General features: G+C 70.5%; 16 protein-coding genes. 5 read left to right on the forward strand and 11 right to left on the reverse strand.

Going from position 1 to position 17,595, the window contains the following annotated elements; all coding sequences use genetic code 11:
• Window positions 1-140: 140 nt before the first annotated feature.
• On the forward strand, window positions 141-2,441 hold the full coding sequence (locus KRR26_RS04675; RefSeq protein WP_217079217.1) for a glycosyltransferase: 2,301 nt from the start codon (window positions 141-143) through the stop codon (window positions 2,439-2,441).
• Window positions 2,441-2,857: a hypothetical protein gene (locus KRR26_RS04680; protein WP_147422841.1), complete on the forward strand. Its 417-nt coding sequence runs from the start codon at window positions 2,441-2,443 to the stop codon at window positions 2,855-2,857. Before KRR26_RS04675 ends, KRR26_RS04680 begins: the two co-directional genes overlap by 1 nt.
• An 8-nt stretch (window positions 2,858-2,865) precedes the next feature.
• Here the strand turns inward: KRR26_RS04680 and KRR26_RS04685 are convergent, their stop codons facing one another.
• From KRR26_RS04685 to KRR26_RS04695, 3 genes are all read right to left on the reverse strand, one after another.
• Window positions 2,866-3,291, reverse strand: a complete 426-nt coding sequence (locus KRR26_RS04685) for a hypothetical protein (RefSeq protein WP_147422842.1) — start codon at window positions 3,289-3,291, stop codon at window positions 2,866-2,868.
• A gap of 578 nt (window positions 3,292-3,869) precedes the next feature.
• A complete protein-coding gene (gene acs / locus KRR26_RS04690; RefSeq protein ID WP_217079218.1) occupies window positions 3,870-5,825 on the reverse strand; it encodes an acetate--CoA ligase in 1,956 nt (651 codons plus the stop codon).
• 59 nt (window positions 5,826-5,884) lie between these two features.
• Entirely contained in the window at window positions 5,885-6,370 is a 486-nt protein-coding gene (locus KRR26_RS04695) for a hypothetical protein (RefSeq protein ID WP_233576513.1), read from the reverse strand.
• A gap of 72 nt (window positions 6,371-6,442) precedes the next feature.
• Between KRR26_RS04695 and KRR26_RS04700 the strand changes: the two genes are divergently transcribed.
• From KRR26_RS04700 to KRR26_RS04710, 3 genes are all read left to right on the forward strand, one after another.
• The gene (locus KRR26_RS04700; protein WP_120201210.1) at window positions 6,443-6,865 is read left to right on the forward strand and encodes an NUDIX domain-containing protein; all 423 of its coding nucleotides are present in this window, start codon (window positions 6,443-6,445) and stop codon (window positions 6,863-6,865) included.
• A gap of 12 nt (window positions 6,866-6,877) precedes the next feature.
• Window positions 6,878-8,482 carry a site-2 protease family protein gene (locus tag KRR26_RS04705; RefSeq protein WP_217079219.1) on the forward strand — a complete coding sequence of 535 codons (1,605 nt, stop codon included), beginning with the start codon at window positions 6,878-6,880 and terminating at the stop codon, window positions 8,480-8,482.
• Window positions 8,483-8,587: 105 nt separating this feature from the next.
• A complete protein-coding gene (locus tag KRR26_RS04710; RefSeq protein WP_217079220.1) occupies window positions 8,588-9,250 on the forward strand; it encodes a hypothetical protein in 663 nt (220 codons plus the stop codon).
• A gap of 6 nt (window positions 9,251-9,256) precedes the next feature.
• Here the strand turns inward: KRR26_RS04710 and KRR26_RS04715 are convergent, their stop codons facing one another.
• The 8 genes from KRR26_RS04715 to rseP form a co-directional block, all read right to left on the reverse strand.
• Window positions 9,257-9,919 carry a molybdenum cofactor biosynthesis protein gene (locus KRR26_RS04715; protein ID WP_120202256.1) on the reverse strand — a complete coding sequence of 221 codons (663 nt, stop codon included), beginning with the start codon at window positions 9,917-9,919 and terminating at the stop codon, window positions 9,257-9,259.
• Between the two features lie 11 nt (window positions 9,920-9,930).
• Window positions 9,931-11,721 carry a PKD domain-containing protein gene (locus tag KRR26_RS04720; RefSeq protein WP_236068317.1) on the reverse strand — a complete coding sequence of 597 codons (1,791 nt, stop codon included), beginning with the start codon at window positions 11,719-11,721 and terminating at the stop codon, window positions 9,931-9,933.
• 21 nt (window positions 11,722-11,742) lie between these two features.
• Complete coding sequence (locus tag KRR26_RS04725) at window positions 11,743-12,459, reverse strand: MXAN_2562 family outer membrane beta-barrel protein (protein ID WP_120201217.1); 717 nt, start codon at window positions 12,457-12,459, stop codon at window positions 11,743-11,745.
• Window positions 12,456-13,463, reverse strand: a complete 1,008-nt coding sequence (locus tag KRR26_RS04730; RefSeq protein WP_147422843.1) for an MXAN_2561 family MXYO-CTERM-anchored protein — start codon at window positions 13,461-13,463, stop codon at window positions 12,456-12,458. The genes KRR26_RS04725 and KRR26_RS04730 overlap by 4 nt, the downstream gene beginning before the upstream one ends.
• 149 nt (window positions 13,464-13,612) lie before the next feature.
• Window positions 13,613-14,644, reverse strand: a complete 1,032-nt coding sequence (locus tag KRR26_RS04735) for an aspartate-semialdehyde dehydrogenase (RefSeq protein ID WP_120201220.1) — start codon at window positions 14,642-14,644, stop codon at window positions 13,613-13,615.
• 52 nt (window positions 14,645-14,696) lie between these two features.
• On the reverse strand, window positions 14,697-15,431 hold the full coding sequence (gene tsaB / locus KRR26_RS04740; RefSeq protein ID WP_199723636.1) for a tRNA (adenosine(37)-N6)-threonylcarbamoyltransferase complex dimerization subunit type 1 TsaB: 735 nt from the start codon (window positions 15,429-15,431) through the stop codon (window positions 14,697-14,699).
• Window positions 15,432-15,445: 14 nt separating this feature from the next.
• Window positions 15,446-15,916, reverse strand: a complete 471-nt coding sequence (locus KRR26_RS04745) for a septal ring lytic transglycosylase RlpA family protein (RefSeq protein ID WP_120201224.1) — start codon at window positions 15,914-15,916, stop codon at window positions 15,446-15,448.
• A gap of 4 nt (window positions 15,917-15,920) precedes the next feature.
• A complete protein-coding gene (gene rseP, locus KRR26_RS04750; RefSeq protein WP_120201226.1) occupies window positions 15,921-17,552 on the reverse strand; it encodes an RIP metalloprotease RseP in 1,632 nt (543 codons plus the stop codon).
• Window positions 17,553-17,595: the final 43 nt, after the last annotated feature.

Consider the following 17,595-nt stretch of genomic DNA (forward strand, 5'->3'; position numbering starts at 1 on the left):
CACCACAAGACGCGGCGTCCGCTCATTTTTCGCTCTGTTTCATCCATCATCCGGTGTTGGTTCCCAAGAGGGCGGATGGCATTCTCTCCGTCCTCCAGATCCCAGGCCCCCGCCTGGGTCGGGCCGGGATGGGGAGTTCCATGAATCGCAAGCCAGTCGTCCTCCTCGTTTTCGGCGAGTACCCTCCCTACACCGCCTGGGGCGGCGCCGCGTACCTCGCCCAGCACCTCGCCGTGCAGCTCCAGCGTGAGGGCTTCGAGGTCGAAGTCATCGCCGAGTCCGATACGGATGAGGAGTTCATGCACCTCGACGCGGCGGGCAACCTCGTCCACCGCGTCACCGGGTCGCGCTCCTATCTGTCCAAGGCCCTGCAGAAGGCCGTGCCGGTGCTGGGTCGCAAGCTTCACTTCGGCAACGTCGCGTTCGCGGCCCGCGTCCTGGAGAAGACGTTCGAGCTCACGCAGCTCTGGGGTCGCGAGATCCTCTGGGTGGAGACGACCAACTGGCGCGCGGAGACGCTCTTCTTCCACTTCGTACCGTGGCTCAACGAGCGCACCGTGGTGCGCATCGTCACGCCGTATGAGGAAGTCGTTCAGCAGAACGGGCTCGACCGCGGCGACCTGGGCGTGCAGGTGCATCTGCACACGGAGACCCTCCAGCAGCTCCTGCTCAAGCACCGGCTGTACTCGAACCCGGACTATGCCGGGTACTTCAAGGAGCGCGTGCGCACCTCGCTGCTGGGGGTGAGCCGCGCGCGGGAGCACGACTTCCTCCTGCCGTTCAACTTCGCGCGGATCGCCCCGCGCACCAAGCGCGCCCGCGCGCCCTCGGACAACGTGTTCCGGCTGGTCATGGTGGGGCGCATCGAGCACCGCAAGGGCTTTGACCTGGTGTGCTCGGCGCTCGCGGGACTGACGCCCGAGCAGCGCCGCCGCGTGCGCATCCAAGCCGTGGGCCGCGACGTCCCCATGGGCCCGTTCGGCAGCTACCAGAAGATGCTCGAGGAGCGCTTCCCGGGCATCGCGGACACGGCCTTCGAGTGGATGGGGAGCGTGTCCGACGCGGAGCTGGCCCGCATCATGGCGAACGCGGACGGCGGCCTCATGGCGTCCACGTCCGAGTCGTTCGGCTTCAACCTGGTGGAGCTGCTCGCGGCGGACCTGCCGGTCATCGCGGCCGAGGTCGGCGCGGCCCGCGAGTTGGAGCGGCGGGGCATCCGCTATCTGGGCCTGTTCAAGAAGGCGCAGGAGCTGACGCAGGTCCTCGCGGAGCTGCCCGAGCGCATCGCGACCTACGAGTCCAGCGCGCCCCGCAACCGCGCGGTCCTCCAGCAGCTCTACACGGAGAACGACCGCGCCTACCTGGAGTTCGTGCGCACGCAGGTGGCGCCCACCATGCCGGACGCCACGCTGGAGCGCACGCGCAACGCGCGCCTGCGGGAGCTGCCCGTGCGCAGCGTGGACATCGTCTGCTGCTCGTACAACCGCTTCGAGGAGCTGACCATCTCGCTGCCCTCGCTGCTGCGCGAGGCGACCGCGGCGCGCGAGGCCGGCATCCAGGCGCAGGTCATCGTCGTGTACCAGAACGAGGGCATGCCCGAGCGCGTCTACGAGATGCGGCCGGACTGGCGCGACGAGCCCGCGCTGCGCTTCGTGCCGTCGCAGCCCGCGGGACTGACGCGCGCGCGCAACGTGGGCGTGGCCTCGTCGCATGGTGACCTGGTCATCTTCGTGGATGACGACGTGGTGCTCGCGCCGGGCTTCATCATGGCGCACGTGCGCGCGGCGCAGGACAACCCGGGCGCCATTGGCGTGGCGGGGAGGATCCGCTCGCGGCTGGACGCCGACCGCACCACGAAGGAGCGCGCCGTCGGACAGGTGCGCATGTCGGGCTTCGTCGAGGCGAACTTCGACTCGGTGGAGCGCTCGGCGGTGCTGGTGCCGCACACGCCCATGGGCGCGAACATGAGCTTCAAGCGCGCGCCCACCACCGCCCTCTTCGGCCACGCGTGGTTCGACGAGCGCATGGCGCCCTCTGCCTTCCGCGACGAGACGCTCTTCTGCTCGGAGCTGTTCCGCCACGGCGAGCACCTGGTGTACGCGCCGGACGCGGTGCTCTACCACTTCGAGTCGGCCCAGGGCGGCTGTGAGAACCGCGCCAGCATGTCGATGCGCAAGCGGGTCAACCACCTGTCCACCGAGTACCTGTTCCTGGGCGTGCTGTACTCGCCCGTGACGGTGCTGCGGAACACGGCGCCGTGGCTGCTGCTGCGGCGGGACGTGGAGGCCTCCGCCACGCTGCGCGGCAAGGCCAAGCGCATGGTGCTCAACGCGGCGGCCTTCATGCGGGGCAAGAAGCTGCTCGCCTCCGAGCGCCCCGCGCGTCCCGCCTCCCCCGAGCCCGCGCCCGCCCCCGACGTGCGCAACGTCCGCGCGGTCTGATGGCGGACACCCCCACGCGACAGGCCGAGCGCCCTGGCGTCCGGAGAGCACGGCCCCTCGCGTGGGCGCTGCTGGCAGGCGGAGTCCTGGTGGTCGGCGCGGCCCTCGGGGTGACGTACCAGGAGGGCACCGTCATCTCCGTCCAGGTGAGCCCCGATGGGAACTTCCAGTTGGAGCGCGCCGTGCTCTGGAGCTTCCCGCCCAGGTTCCTGCACATGACGCTGCCCGGTGACGGCGGCGACACGTACAGCCCGGGTTACGTGCGGCTGCGCGATGCGCATGGGCGCAAGCTCGACGAAGTCTTCACGGACGCGATTGGACTGGTGGACCGCGTGGAGTGGACTCCCACCAGCGTGTCCTTCGTGTACACGCGCGAGGACCTGCACTTCATCGAGTGGGTGCTCGCTCCGAACTAGGCGCGCGCTCACTCGCGCACGGACAGCCGGCCCATCGCCGCGTCGACGGTGGCCGCGTCGCAGTTCTCGAAGACGATGCGCACCAACCAGTCCGCGCCTTGAATGAAGGCGACGTCCACGCGCGTCTCCTGGCCCTCGAACACGCGGGTGGTGGACAGCTCCAGCGTGCCCGCGCCCGTGCGCACCACGCGCCGCGAGGCCACCACCATGGGATGGCCCGGCGACAGCGGTTGATCCCAATGGCGCGTCATGCGCACGCACGCGTTCCCGCGCTCGAAGGACCAACAGCGCAGGTTGGGCGGCCCCCCCGCCTCGGTGCCTTGGACCGTCATCGTCCAGCCCGGCAGATCCAACGTCACGGGCTCCTGGCCCTCGTCGTCACGCCTCGCCCAGGTCGCGGCTTGCCCAGGTAGATACGGAAGGAGCGCTGACATGCACCGAGCATAACGCGCGCATCCGCCACGCATGCCCGCACGCAATCTCGCGGAGCGAATTCCTCACGGGCCTCACCGCGCCAGCGGAGATTTCCTCGCAGCTTGCACATGCGGCCGCGCGCGATGCCGGAGGGTGAACAGCGACTCGGGCCGCGAACCCGCGACGCAGACGTTGACGTCCGACGCGTGCACGACGCCGCGGCGTTCGCGACGGATCCGCATGCGCCCCGCGCGAACTGCGAGCCGTGCTGCGCGGCGACGGCGCGCTTCAGGGGGCGGGTGGACACGTGGGACCTCGCCCCGACCTGCGCAAGCAGAGCGCCCCATGCAGAACCGCTCCCTCAACCCGCACTCCACCAGCGTCGATGGCGATGGCCGGAGCGACCTCGCCGTGTGGAGGCCCGGCTCGGGTGCGCGGCGCATCCGCTCATCCTCGCTCGCGGTTCACGGGGGCGCGCGCGGCGACGGGTACCGGGTACGACAGCTCCTTCGCCCGCGGACTTCCGGGCGACCTCGCGATGGTTCGCTGCGAACCAACTCGGGCCCCGCGCGCGTTCGACGCGGGGCCCGGGGCGCGGCTACTCGTCGTTCTGACTGAGGGCCGCGAGCACGTTGAGGTCCTCCAACGTGGTGGTGTCACCCGTGGCCTGCTTGCCCGCGGCCACGTCGCGCAGCAGCCGGCGCATGATCTTCCCCGAGCGCGTCTTCGGCAGGCCCTCGGCGAAGCGAATCTCATCCGGCCGCGCGATGGCGCCAATCTCCTTGGACACGTGCGCCGCCAGCTCCTTCTTCAACTCCGGCGACGGGCGGATCCCCGCCTTCAGCGTGACGAAGGCGACGAGCGCGGTGCCCTTGAGGTCATCCGGGCGGCCCACCACCGCGGACTCGGAGACCTTCGCGTGCGCCACGAGCGCGCTCTCCACCTCGGCGGTGCCCAGGCGGTGGCCGGCCACGTTCACCACATCATCCACGCGCCCCATCAACCAGAAGTAACCATCCTGATCCGTGCGCGCGCCATCGCCCGTGAAGTAGCGACCGGGCAGCTCGCTGAAGTACGTGCGCACGTAGCGCTCGGGATCGCCGTACACGCTGCGCAGCATGGACGGCCACGGCTTCGTGATGAAGAGCAGGCCGCCCTGCCCGCGCGGCACCGGCTTGCCCGCGCGGTCGAGGATCTCCGCGTGGATGCCGGGCAGCGGGAAGGTGGCCGAGCCCGGCTTGGTGGGCGTGGCACCGGGCAGCGGGGAGATCATGATGCTGCCCGTCTCCGTCTGCCACCACGTGTCCACCACCGGGCAGCGTCCGCCGCCGATGACGTCGCGGTACCACATCCAGGCTTCGGGGTTGATGGGCTCGCCCACGCTGCCCAGCAGGCGCAGCGAAGACAGGTCGTGCTTGCGCGGGTGCTCCTCGCCCAGGCGCATGAAGGCGCGGATGGCGGTGGGCGCCGTGTAGAGGATGGTGGCCTTGTAACGCGCGATGAGCTCCCAGAAACGGTCCGGCCCCGGGTGCGTCGGCGCGCCCTCGTACATGACGGTGGACACGCCGTTCATCAGCGGGCCGTAGACGACGTAGCTGTGTCCCGTCACCCATCCCACGTCTGCGGTGCACCAGTAGACGTCGTCCTCGCGCAGGTCGAACACCCAGCGCGTGGTGAGCGAGGCGCCCAACGCGTAGCCCGCCGTGGTGTGCAGCACGCCCTTGGGCTTCCCCGTCGAGCCGGAGGTGTAGAGGATGAACAGCGGGTGCTCGCTCTCCACCCACTCGGGCTCGCACACGTCGGACTGGCCCTGCACCAGCGCGTCCCACGCCACCCACTTCGAGCCCGAGGGAATCGCCACGTCCGCCGTGCGCTTCAGCACGACGACCTTCTCCAGGCTCGGCGTGTTCGCGAGCGCCGCCGTCACGTTCTTGAGCAGCGGCACCACCGCGCCCTTGCGCCAACCGCCATCCGCGGTGAGGAGCACGCGCGCGCCCGCGTCGTTCATGCGCTCCTGGAGCGCCTCGGCGGAGAAGCCACCGAACACCACGGAGTGCACCGCGCCGATGCGCGCGCACGCCAGCATGGCCACTGCTGCCTCGGGCACCATGGGCAGGTAGATGCCCACGCGGTCACCCTTGCGGACGCCCAGCGACTTGAGGCCGTTGGCCATCCGGTTCACCTCGGCGGAGAGCTCTCCGTAGGTGATGCGGCGGCGGTCCCCGGGCTCACCCTCGAAGAGGATGGCGGGCTTGTCCTTGAGCGCGGGAAGGTGCCGGTCCAGGCAGTTGTACGCGAGGTTGGTGCGGCCCTCGACGAACCAGCGCGCGTGCGGCGGCTTCCAGTCGAGCACGGTCTGGAAGGGCTCCTTCCAGTACAGCTCCTCGCGGGCCCGGTCGCCCCAGTACTTCTCCGGCGCCTTCGCGGCCTCGTCCCAGAGCCGCTGATAGTCCTGCATGCCTCGGATGTGGGCTCGCCGAGCGAACGCCTCGGGCGGCGGGAAGACGCGAGCCTCGGTCAGGACCGAGTGGATCTCCTGCGGTGTGTCAGCCATGGGGCTCCCCTCCAGACAGGTGGCAACGCCCCCTGTTCTAGGAACCCCGGGCACTCAACTCAAGACTCCGGCACGCACCGTTTGTCATCCTGAACGGCCTGGTAGCGGATCCACAGCTCGCACGAGCAGCGCTCCAGGCGGTTGGACTGGTAGATGACCCGCAGGACGCCATCGAACTGCGTCGCGCACTGCGTCGTGCCCTCCATGTGGACGCTCACATCATCCAGGAGGCACTCCAGCCCGTTGGTGTTGGTGCTGACGTTGGCCACGCTTCCATCGGCGGTGAAGGACTCTCCCTCCTCGAGGAAGAAGCCGATGAGCTGCATGTTCTGCACGCCGAAGTCGATGCGGACCACGCGGCCGGTAATCTGGAGCGCGAGGTGGAGATCCGCCTGCGTCTCCTTGAGGAGCTCGCAGTCGTCACGCAGCACCTCGGTGGGCGTGATGTTGTACTCGCCTTCGCGCTGGGCGAACGGCAGACAGCCCGTCTGCGTGAGAGCAGAACACACGAGGAGCGCAAGCACGAAGCGTCGGAGGGTGGACACGGCTCTCACCATACCCCACGGGATGCACGCGGCGCGGTGCGTCCGCGGCGGCAGGGGGTAGACTGCGTCCCCATGCCCGAATACCGCAACCCCAAACCCACCGTGGACTGCATCATCGAGCTGCCGGGGGACCGCATCGTGCTCATCCGGCGCGCCAATCCGCCGGTGGGCTGGGCCTTGCCTGGCGGCTTCGTGGACGAGGGCGAGCCCCTGGACAAGGCGGCGGTCCGCGAGGCCCGTGAGGAGACGGAGCTGGAGGTCACGCTGGAGGAGCAGTTCTTCACGTACTCGGACCCGAAGCGTGACCCGCGGCTGCACACCATCTCCACGGTGTTCATCGGCAAAGCCCAGGGCGAGCCCCACGGCGCGGATGACGCCGCCGAGGCGCGGGCCTTCCCGGTGAGCGCGCTGCCCCAGGACCTGTGCTTCGACCACGGCACCATCCTCGCCGACTACCTGACCTACAAGCGGACGGGGAAGCGCCGGAAGCTGTAGCCCGCGCCACGGATGCACTACCTCTTCGTCCTCCTCGCCCTCGAGGCGCTGCTCGTTGTTCACGAGCTGGGGCACCTCATCGCCGCGCGCCTGCTCGGCGTGCCGGTGCCCAGGTTCACGTTGGGCTTCGGGCCGCCCGTGCTGTCGTTCGGCGTGGGGGGCACGCGGTTCATCGTGGGGGCGGTGCCGTTGGGCGCGGCGGCCCATCTCCAGGGGATGAATCCGCATCGCGCGGACGCGGCCGAGGAGACGGCCTTCGATCGGCGCCGCCCTTGGAGGCGGCTGCTCATCATCCTGGCGGGGCCGCTGGCCAACTACGTGGTGGCGGTGGGAATCCTGTTGGGCTTGTACCTGTCCGGCACGCACGTGGTGGTGCCGTTGACGGTGGGCACGGTGTTGCCGGGCTCCGAGGCGGCGCGCGCGCAGCTGCTGCCGGGAGATCGCATCGTCCACGTGGACGGCAAGGCGCTGTCGAGCTGGTCTGAGTTCGTGGAGCGCATGGCGCAGGGAACCGGCCGCGCGTTGACGCTCGGGGTGGACCGGCACGGCGAGGCGCGCGAGGTGACGGTGCGCCCCCGCTCCGACGAGCGAGGCCAGGGCCGCATCGGCGTGAGTCAGCAGTACGTCTACCGCACGCACGCCCCCGGCGAGGCGCTGAGGCAGGCGTTCGTGCACACGGGGAACGTGGCGGCCGAGGGACTCGCGACGATGACGGAGCTGCTCCAGGGCCACGACGCGGGGCCGGGCGGCCCCGGGGCGCTGATGCGGCAGGAGTCCACGGACGTGGCGACGTCCGACGTGGATGCGCTCTTGCGCGCCTTGGTGGCGGCATCGGTGGCGCTGGCCTTGTTGACGCTGATTCCCGTGCCGGGCTTGGACGGGGGACGGGTCCTGCTGCTGCTCATCGAGGCGGTGAGCGGCCGACGGCTGCCCACGCGCGTGGAGACGCTGGCGCAGACGCTCGGGTTCCTGGCGCTCGCGTCCGCCATCGTGCTCATGGCGGGCGCGGAGATCCGCCGGGCGCTCCCGAGCGTGCGCCTGTCGATGTTCGCGACCGCAACGAATGACGGAGGAGCCACCGCATCCGTGGACGCGGGGATGGGTGCGACAGGCGTTGCCGCGCTTCGTGGGGACGGCGACGGTGGGGTGACGAGCGCGGATGGAGGGACACTCGCCGCGTCGACAGCGCGTGCTGATGCCGGCAGCACGGACGCAGGCGCGCTGGCCGCATCGACGCTCCGCTCGGATGGCGGGTTCTCCTCCGATGCGGGGAGCCTCGCGATGACGGCAGCGCAGCGGGATGCGGGAAGCTCGGAGCCGCCAACGCTCGCGACCTCAGCGCCGCTCATGGATGCAGGCAACGCGAGCCCCTCCACGCTCATCGCGGCCACGCATTCCGCGGATGCAGGCGGCGCGGGCACACCATCGCTCGCGGCGATCGCCGCTCATGTGGATGCCGGCAGCAGCTCGACGACGCTCATGCACACGGACAGCGCTGCGACAGCAGCGCGCGCGGATGCAGGGAGCGCGAATGCTGTCGCGCGAATCGCTTCGGAATCGCGTCCCGACGCTGGCAGCCCGAGCACCCAACACCTGGCGCAGCCGGCACCTCCGTGAGGCGTCGGACGTGGGGCAAGCGGGCAGGCCGTCGCGTTGGCGGCGCAACGGGCCTGCGCGGGTGAGTGGGCCCACCGAGTCAGAACGCCTATGCTGCCGCGACCGATGGACACCCGCACTCCGAGCACCCGCGCCCCCGCGAAGGGCGGCCTCTTCTGCGAGCTGTACTGGGGCACGACCCTGTCAGAAGCGTGGAGCTACGGCCCCGAGCAGGTGAACGTCCACGCGGCACCGGACGAGAAGGCCCCCCTTCCCCTCTACGGCTTCACCCTGCCCCACGAGCCCTTCCTGCTCGCGGAGAAGACCGACCAGGGGTGGCGCATCCATGTACCGCCCGCCGCGCGCGTCGAGTACAGCCAGTCGGGCACCCCCTTCGCCCCCCTCACTCAAGGCTCCAAACCGGACGCCTTCGAGCTGCGCGAGGGCATGAGCCTGCGGCTCAGCGAGGGCGAGCTGCGGCTGATCGTCGCGCCCTCCGTCGTGAAGGACGCGCCTCGCCGCGTTGAGACCCAGGACGTCGTCCGGCTCATCCTCGCCGTCCTGTTCTTCCTCAGCGCGCCCCTCGCCTTCCTCACCATGGCGCCCGATCCCGCGCGCCTCGCCGCGTCCAACGCGCGCGTGCTGCAGCAGGCCCGCGCCCAGGAAGCCGAGCGCCTCAAGGCCCAGGGACTGGACAAGCCCGCGCGCCCCATGACGGAGCAGGAGCGGGCCGATGCCCAGGACGCGGGCACACGCATCCGAGTGCCCGCCAGCTTCGGCGTCCGCTGACTCGGCCTACGGCCCCAGCCCCACCCAGACCTCCCCATCCTCGAAGAACTCCTTCTTCCAGATGGGAACGTCCTGCTTGAGCCGCTCGATGGCGTGCTCACAGCCGCGGAACGCCTCCGCGCGATGCGCCGCCGCCGCCGCGATGACGACCGCCAGCTCGCCCGGCGCCAACGTGCCCACGCGATGGACGATGGCCAGCCGGGTCCCAGGCCACCGCGCGGCCACCTCGTCCCCAATCTCCGCCAGCTTCTGCTCGGCCATTGGCGCGTAGGCTTCGTATTCCAGCCGCAACACGCGCCGGCCGCGCGTCTGGTTCCGCACCGCGCCCGAGAACGTCACGAGCCCACCCGCGGACTCACCCGCCACCGCGTCCACCACTTCCTCCAGCCGCAGCGGCCGAGCCACCACGGAGAAGAGTCGCGGCGCGCCCCCCGCGACCGGCGGAATCAACGCCAGCTCCGCGTCCGGAGGGACTGGCGCATCCAACCCCACGAACTGCTGGTTCACCGCCACACGCAGATGCGGCAGCAACGGCGCGAGCGACGGGTGCCGCTCCGTCAACAGTCGCAGCACCTCCGCCACCCGCGACGACTCCGGAACCTCCAGCGACTCGCGGGACGCCCCAGCGCGCTCCCGTGCGGCGGCGAAGTACAGGACAGTCAGGGGCATGGGCATCGCGCTCAGTGCTCGCGCAGGACGACCCGGCCCTTGAGCCGTCCTCCGCCTTCGGTGGGCGTGAAGTCCAAGAAGCCGTGGTCCAGCGGCGTGAGCTGATCCAACAGCGCGCCCACGAAGGCCTGCGCCGCGATGAGCTGCCCCTGCGGAACCCCGACCACCTCACGCCGCGCCTGGAGTTCCTCGCGCAGCCGCCCCACGTCCACCATCAGCGACAGGTGTCCCGGACCGAACGCCTCCGCGCCAAACCGCTCGCGAAGCCGCGCCCCCACGTCGCCCGTGGGCTGTCCCGCCAACGACTCCCCCGCGAGCAACGTGGCGCCGCGCGAGGTGACCGTCAGCTCCACCGGCTGATCCAACAGCCGTGTCCGGAAGCGCATGCCGTCATTGAGCCGCTGGAGGTCGTAGCGCAGGCCGCTCTCCTCGAGCTGCCGCGTCAGCAACTTCAATACGGGGTCCGCCGATGAGAGCCCCGCCTCCATCACCACCGTGCCCTTGGGCGACGGCTGCCGAGCGCGGATGAAGTCGCGATAGAACGCCGCCGCGTCGAAGTAGACGAGCATCGCCACGTCGCCGCGCAGGGCCTTCAACAACGCCTCGGCGTCCACGCCCTGCGCCTTCCAGCGCTCCAGCATCTTCTCGCGCCGCGCCGATCCCGGTGCACCGAAGGTCAACCGAGCCAGCTCCTCGGGAGGCACCGACAACTGCGCGACGGCGACCGGCCCCAGCACACTGCGAGACAGCACCGCGGCGGCCGGCCCTCGCTCGCCTTCGAGCAGCGGCGCGGACGTGCTCAAGAAACCATCCAGCGACATCTCGGTGGCCTTCACCGCCAACGAGCCCAGGAAGCCGCGCACCGTGCCCGCCTCCTCCGGCACCTGCTTGGGCGGCGACGCGAAGAGGAACACATCCCCCGGAGCCACGCGCTCGCGCAGGTCGCTGAGCAGCGGAGACTCGGACATGCCGGCCGCGGGCGAGCGCTCCACCTTCGCACGCACAATCGACAAGTCCGCGGGCACATCCGAGATCGCCTGCACCGGCGTGCCCTCCGGAGGCGTATCGTCCGCGTCCGGCACCGCCAGGTACACGTAGCCTCGGTCCGCGAAGAGCAGCATCGCGTGGCCCCCGTCGCGAGGCATCACGCGCACCGTGCCATCGGCCTGCGGCAACACCTGGTGCCCCGCGTTGCGCAACTCGGCGGACACCGCCTCCAGCGCCGCGGGCGTCTCCGTCACGCCCAACAGGGCCACCACGCCTTCGAAGTCCGGCACGAGGAAGAAGCCGAGCCCCTCCTCCGGGTCCACGACGCTCGGCCCGCCGACGAGGCTCCGCAACACGAGCGGCACGAGCGGCGCCTCCTCCAACGTCGTGCGCGCATTCTCCGCGCCGACCAGGCGCTCATAGAAGTCGACGAGCGGCTCCACGCCCCCGTGCAGGCGCGGCAGCCACAGCACGGTCTGAGCATCCGGCGGCACCGCGCGCAACAGCGGACGCGGCACCACGGTGAGCTGGACCCGAGCCGCCTCGGTGTCCGCGCTCAGCGCGCGCACGGTGTACGTGCCGGCGCGCGCGAACGCATGACTCACCTGGGCCGCGGACTGGTGCGGCGTGCCATCTCCGAAGTCCCACGTGACCACCGGGGCCTTCGGAGACGCGGAGCCGAAGGCTTCCGGTACGCCCGCCTCCAGCGTTCGCGCCTGCCCCACCTCGGGCCGCACCGCGTGGCAGCCGGAGGAACCGAGCCCCACGGCGGCCAGACACAACAGGAGCGGCAGAGGCTTGGAAGCGGAACCCAACGGAGGCGGCATATCCGCCCGTTAGTAATCCAGCCCCAGTCCGAACATCCAGCGCCGACTGGACAGGACGAGTCCAGCCTCGCCGAAGTTGTTCACTTCCACGTGCGAGTACTCAGCGAACAGGAACGTGTGGTTCACGCCCAGGTCCGAGTCGAAGTCGCGCGCGAAGCGCGGCTCCAGCACGTCCAGCAGGAACGCCACGCCGCCGGTGGCCGCCCAGCCCCACTTGCCGCCCGAGGCCTTGTTGCCGTTGATGAGGCCCGTGCTGGAGCCCTTGGTCATCCACCACGGCGTGTAGACGAGGCCGAGCTTTCCGTAGGGGATGAGCGGAATGCCCCACTCGAACGCGGCGTAGTCGAACTTGTAGAAGGCGTCGAGCTGAAGCGGCACGAGCTTGAGGGCCGTCTTCTCCGCCGAGGCCGCGCCCGAGTCGAGCTTCGCGGGCGCGTACTTCTCTCCGTACCCAACGGAGAGGCCCATGCCCGCGGTCCCGATGCCCTGGTAGAAGAACCGCTGAAGCTCCAACTCGATGACGAGCAGCGACGCGTCGTTGAACGTCTCTTTGTAGGGCTTCTTCGTCAGCCCCTTCTCCGTGTCGATGCGCGGCATGTAGCCGCCACCACGGAAGATGACCGCGCCATGACGCGGCGAGCGCATGGGCGGCGCCGTGATGTCCTGCGCCATCGCAGGCAGCGCGAACAGCAGCGCCGCGATTCCCAACCCCAGAACCCGCCTCATGACACCTTCCTCCGGGACGACAACCAGAAGCCCAGGGCGGCCATCACCGCGCCCCCCGCGAGCCCCCCGCCCGTCGCGCCACAGCCACCCGTCTCATGCCCACCCGCGGACGCGTACGCATCCGAGAGGCCCAGGCTCGCCACGGGCGTGCCCAGCGCCGTCGCCGAGGCCGGGCTCGTGTTGCCGGCGCGGTCGGTCGCGGTCGCCGTGAGCACATACGTCACGTCGTTCGTCAGGCCATCGATGATGACGGCCCCCTCGCCCTCCACCTTCGTGCCCGTGCGCTGCATCGCGGTGACGATCTGCGCCGTCACGATGCGCGGCCTCGCGCCCACGCCCGCCTGCCCCGCATCGCCACCATCCGTCTGGCCACCATCCGCCACGCCGGCGTCCGAGCCCGCGTCCGTCACCGGCTGGGCCTCCTGCGGCACCGCCGTCACGGTGATGGTCGAGTCCGTCTCGGCATTGACCGACACCGCGAGCGCGGAATCCCGAGGCGTGACGCCGGTGATGACCGGCGCATCCGGGGCCTGGGGGTCGTACTTCACGTTGATGGGGTTGCCGATGGACGAGAAGACGGTGTCACACGACGTCGTGCCCACTCCGGACGTGGAGAACTTGCGCGTGGTCGCGCAGACCTTGAAGTTGCGCTCGATGCCCTGGTCATTGCTGCACGAGATGGGCGGAGCGCCGTCCGTGGGCACGGCCAGCTTCGCCAGCACCTGCGAGACGCTGAAATTCAGGGTCCCCGAAACCGTGGTGGTGTCGCTGGTGGGAATCTCCTTGAGGATCAAGTCCGCGGTGCTCGGCTGCGAGTTGTTCGACGAGCACGAGCCGCCTGACGCCACCCAGAGGGTGATGACGTCGCAGCTTCCGCCCGAGCGGGAATAGCTGACCTGACGGCTGGTCTCGCAGTTGTCCTTGGGCACGAGCACATCCGTGCCGTTGGTGGACGTCACCGTGAACGTGACGGCCTGAGCGAAAGCCGTCGACGCGCAAAGCATGAGGCCGACGAGTAGAAGGCGCATGAGTAGGCGGACGCTAGCAAGCGGGAGGCCACTCACAAGCCCCGCGTGCTCCGTCGGAAATCCCCCGGTTCGCCCGCCTCACCGCGCCAAACAGACACGGCGGGGAGAGGGGGATTGCCAAAATGTCAGGAAGTCCGTTCCGCCAGCTTGAGCCCGGCCTCGACGAGGTGCTGCGCGGCCCGACCGGCGTTGTCCACGGCGGCGAACAGCGTCACCCACTCCGGCGCCTGCGGGAAGGCGCGCACCCGTCCCACCTGGATGGCGGGGTCCGAGACGATGAGCATGGGCATGGGGTAGATGCGCTCGCCGGGCGCATCCAGCACCTTGAGCGAGGGGGACGTCTTGAGCGCGGCCCGCACCTGCTCCACCGGCCCCGGCGTCTTGAGCTGAACGTTCACCGTCAGCCCGTGGCCGTGGAACGTGGGGACCTGCACGGCGGTGCCGGCGATGACGGGCACCTCGCCCCGAGCCGCGAACAGGCGCGCGGCCTCCAGCGTCCAGGCCCCCTCTTCCTCGGTCCAGGGCGAGTTCACCATGAAGCCGCCCACCTGCGGCACGAGGTTGAAGCCCACGCGGTGCGGAAAGGCCTGGGCCTCCGGCTCACGGCCCGAGAGCAGATCCGCCGTCTGCTTCTCCAGCTCCGCCACGCCGCGCACCCCCGCGCCGGACACGGACATGAGCGCCGTCACCTGCGCGCGCACCACGCCGAAGGCTCGGCGCAGCGGCTCCAGGATGTGAATGACGGAGGCGGACACCACGCCGGGCAGCGCCACCACGCGGCCCTTGAACGAGAACTGCGGCCCCAGCGCCTCCAGGTTGAAGCCCGGCAGCACCATGGGGACGTTGCCGTCGCTCCGGAACGCGGAGCTGGCGTCCACCACCCATGCCCCCGCGGCCTGCGCGGCCGGGGCGAGCACGCGGGACGCCTCGGCCGGCGTGGCCAGGAGCGCGAGCCCCACGCCCCGGAACGCCTCGGGCGTCGCCCGCTCCACCTCCAGGGTGTCCTCGCCGTACTCCACCTCGAGCCCCTGGGAGCGCTCGGAGCCGAACGCCCGCACCCGCTCGGCGGGGATGTCGCGCGCGTACAGCGCGGCCAGCACCTCGCGGCCCACCACTCCGGTGGCGCCCACCACGGCGATCTTCAGGTCGTCTCTCATGGCGGGTCCCTTTACGCCACCGGCCGCCACGGCGCGAGCACCTCGCGGCGCTTCAGTCTTCCTTCAACCGCGCCGTGGGCGCGGGCCCAGGCAGCGGCGGGAACTTCGGGTTGCGCTCCGGCTCGGAGGCCCGCACGTAGTGGGGCTCCAGCGCGAAGAGCGCCTCCAGCGTCTGGGACTCGGGGATGCGCGCCAGCCGAGCCAGCGACACCGCCGACGGGAACATGGGGCCCTCCAGCAGCCGCTCCGGCGCCACGCCATGCGACACCAGCGCCGCGCGGTAGTCCCCGAGCGCCGGCCCCAGCGCCACCGCGCCAGGAGCGGCGGCCAGCTTCGCGGCCACCTCCTCCGGGGACATGGCCGTCTCCGGCGCGAGCGCCTCCACGGACTGGCCCCGCCGCACATACGCGCCCAGGTACAGGTCGTCCTTGCGCGCCACGGCCAGGCAATACAGGGGCACGCCCTCCGGGCCCTCCAGCGCCACCGCCGCCAGCGAGGACGCCCCGGCCACCTTCAGCCCGGTCGCGTACGCCAGCGCCTTGAAGGTGGCCAAGCCGATTCTCAAGCCCGTGAAGGAGCCCGGCCCCAGGCCCACCACCAGCCCCTCCAGGCTCGCGAGCGCCACGCCGTGACGGGCGAGCAGCTCCCCGATGATGCCCGGCAGCACCTCGCTCTGCTTCTGAGGTGGGCCCACCACCGCGTGCTCCACGACGCGCAGGGACGCGCCCTCGCGCTCCACCAGGGCCAGCGACAACGTCAGCGTGGAGGTATCCAGCGCGAGCAGCACGGCAATCCCTATCGTCAGGAAGGAGAGGCCCCAGGGGGCGCCAACAACTCGGACACGCGAGTACCACATCGGTACAGGCGCACGCGCGCCAGTCCTTTGTCGAGCATGCCCAGCGCCTTGGCCGCCGCGCGCGACACGTCGATGATGCGGCCCTCCACGAACGGACCGCGGTCGTTGATCCGCACCTCGACCGAGCGCCCGTTCTCCATGTTGACCACCTTCACGCAAGCGCCGAAGCGCTCCGTGCGGTGGGCCGCGGACAGGGCCTGCTGGTCGAACCGCTCCCCGCTCGCGGTGCGCTGCCCATGGAGTCCCGGGCCGTAGTACGAGGCGAGGCCCTCGCCCAGGTACGTGCGCGGCATCTTCTCCCGCGTCGTCACGCGCCCCTCGGACGCGTCACCTTCGGACGGCGTGGGCCGAGCCACCCGCGAGGCACAGCCCGCGAGCAGCCCGCACACCATCGCCAGCACCACCGCCCCTCGCATGGCGCTAGTGGCGCGTCACGTCGTTGGTGACGGCCAGGAGCATCAGGAGGATGAGCAGCGCCAGCCCCACGACGTTGGCCACCTCGCGGACGCGGATGGGGATGGGACGGCGGCGAATGCCCTCCCACACCGCGGACAGCAGGTGGAAGCCGTCCAACACGGGGATGGGCAGCAGGTTCATCACGCCCAGGTTGATGGAGATGATCGCCATCAAGTTCAGGAAGCTGTCCAGGCCCTGCTCGGCGCTCTTCGCGGCCAGTTGGTACATCATGATGGGCCCGCCGATGGTGCGGCTCGACACCTGGAACGTCGCCAGGCCGTAGAGCACCTTCACCATCTGCACGACGATGCGCGGGACGATGAGCACCGCCTCCTTCAGCGCGGCGCCCGCCCCCATGTGCACGGTGACTTCGTCCACGGGGGTCGCATCCGCGGCGGAGAGCGCCCAGTTGCGCACGCCCAACACCGGCACCTTGCTGGGCCGGCCCAGCTCGTCCTCCACCGCCAGCGGCGCCTGCGCCAGCGTCTGCGTCTGCTCGCCGTCCGCGCCCCGCCACGTCAGGGTGAAGGGCGTCTCCTTCAGCCCATTGAGCCGCACCGCCAGGGCCATGAACGAGTTGAGCGGCTGGCCATCCATCGACACCAGCCGATCCCCCGTCGCAAGGCCCGCCTTGGCCGCCACGCTGCCGGGCGCCACCGAGGCCACGTAGAGGTCCGCCGCCTCGGCGCCCAGGGCCGCAGGGCCATCGCCGGGCTGCCGCGGCACGGCGACCTCCACCACCTGGGTCACCCGCCCCATCACCGCGCCCGCCATCACCGGGGACAGGCGGCGCACGACCACCTTCAACGGGTCGCCCACCGGGTGCTTGTCCAGCACGCGGTAGAGGGCCGCCTCGTCCTGCACGCCTTCGCCGTTGATGGCGATGATGCGGTCGAACGTGCGCAGACCCGCCTGCGCCGCGGCGGAGCCAGCCGGCACGCCCAGCAAGGGCGTCTTCGCCGGGGCCACGCCGATGATGCCGCGGTCCACGGACTCCAGGGCCGTCGACTCGGAGTTCTTCTGCGGCGTCACCTGCACCACGCGCGACTGACCGTCACGCTCGAGGGTGATGGGGATGGGCCGCTCGAACCGCCCGATGAAGGCGTCGCGCATGTCATCGAACGTGCGCACCTGCTCGCCATCCACGGACGTCACGCGGTCGCCGGGACGGATGCCGGCCATGGCCGCGGGCATCCCGGGCTCCACGCCGCCCACGAGCGTGGACGTCGCCTGGTGCGGCCCGACGAAGACGAAGAAGTAGACCAGGATGGGGAACAGCAGGTTGAACGCCGGCCCGGCGATCACGATGAGCGCGCGCTTCCACGGCGGCTGGGCCAGGAAGCCTCGGCTGGCTTCTTCCGGGCTGAGTTCCTCATGGGGAAGGTCGCCCGCCATCTTCACGTAGCCCCCCAGGGGGAGCAGGGCGATCTGGTACTCCGTCTCGCCCTTGGTGAAGCCGATGAGCTTCGGCCCGAAGCCGATGGAGAACTTGAGGACCTTCACCCCACAGGCTTTGGCCACGATGAAGTGACCAAACTCGTGCACCGTGACGAGCACGCCCAGCAGCAGGACGAAGTACCCGGAGTTGTGGAGCATGGGCGCAAGAGTAATCGCGGGTGCCAGGACGGACAACGCGCAT

The organism is Citreicoccus inhibens (assembly GCF_019039035.1).
Lineage (GTDB): Bacteria > Myxococcota > Myxococcia > Myxococcales > Myxococcaceae > Citreicoccus > Citreicoccus inhibens.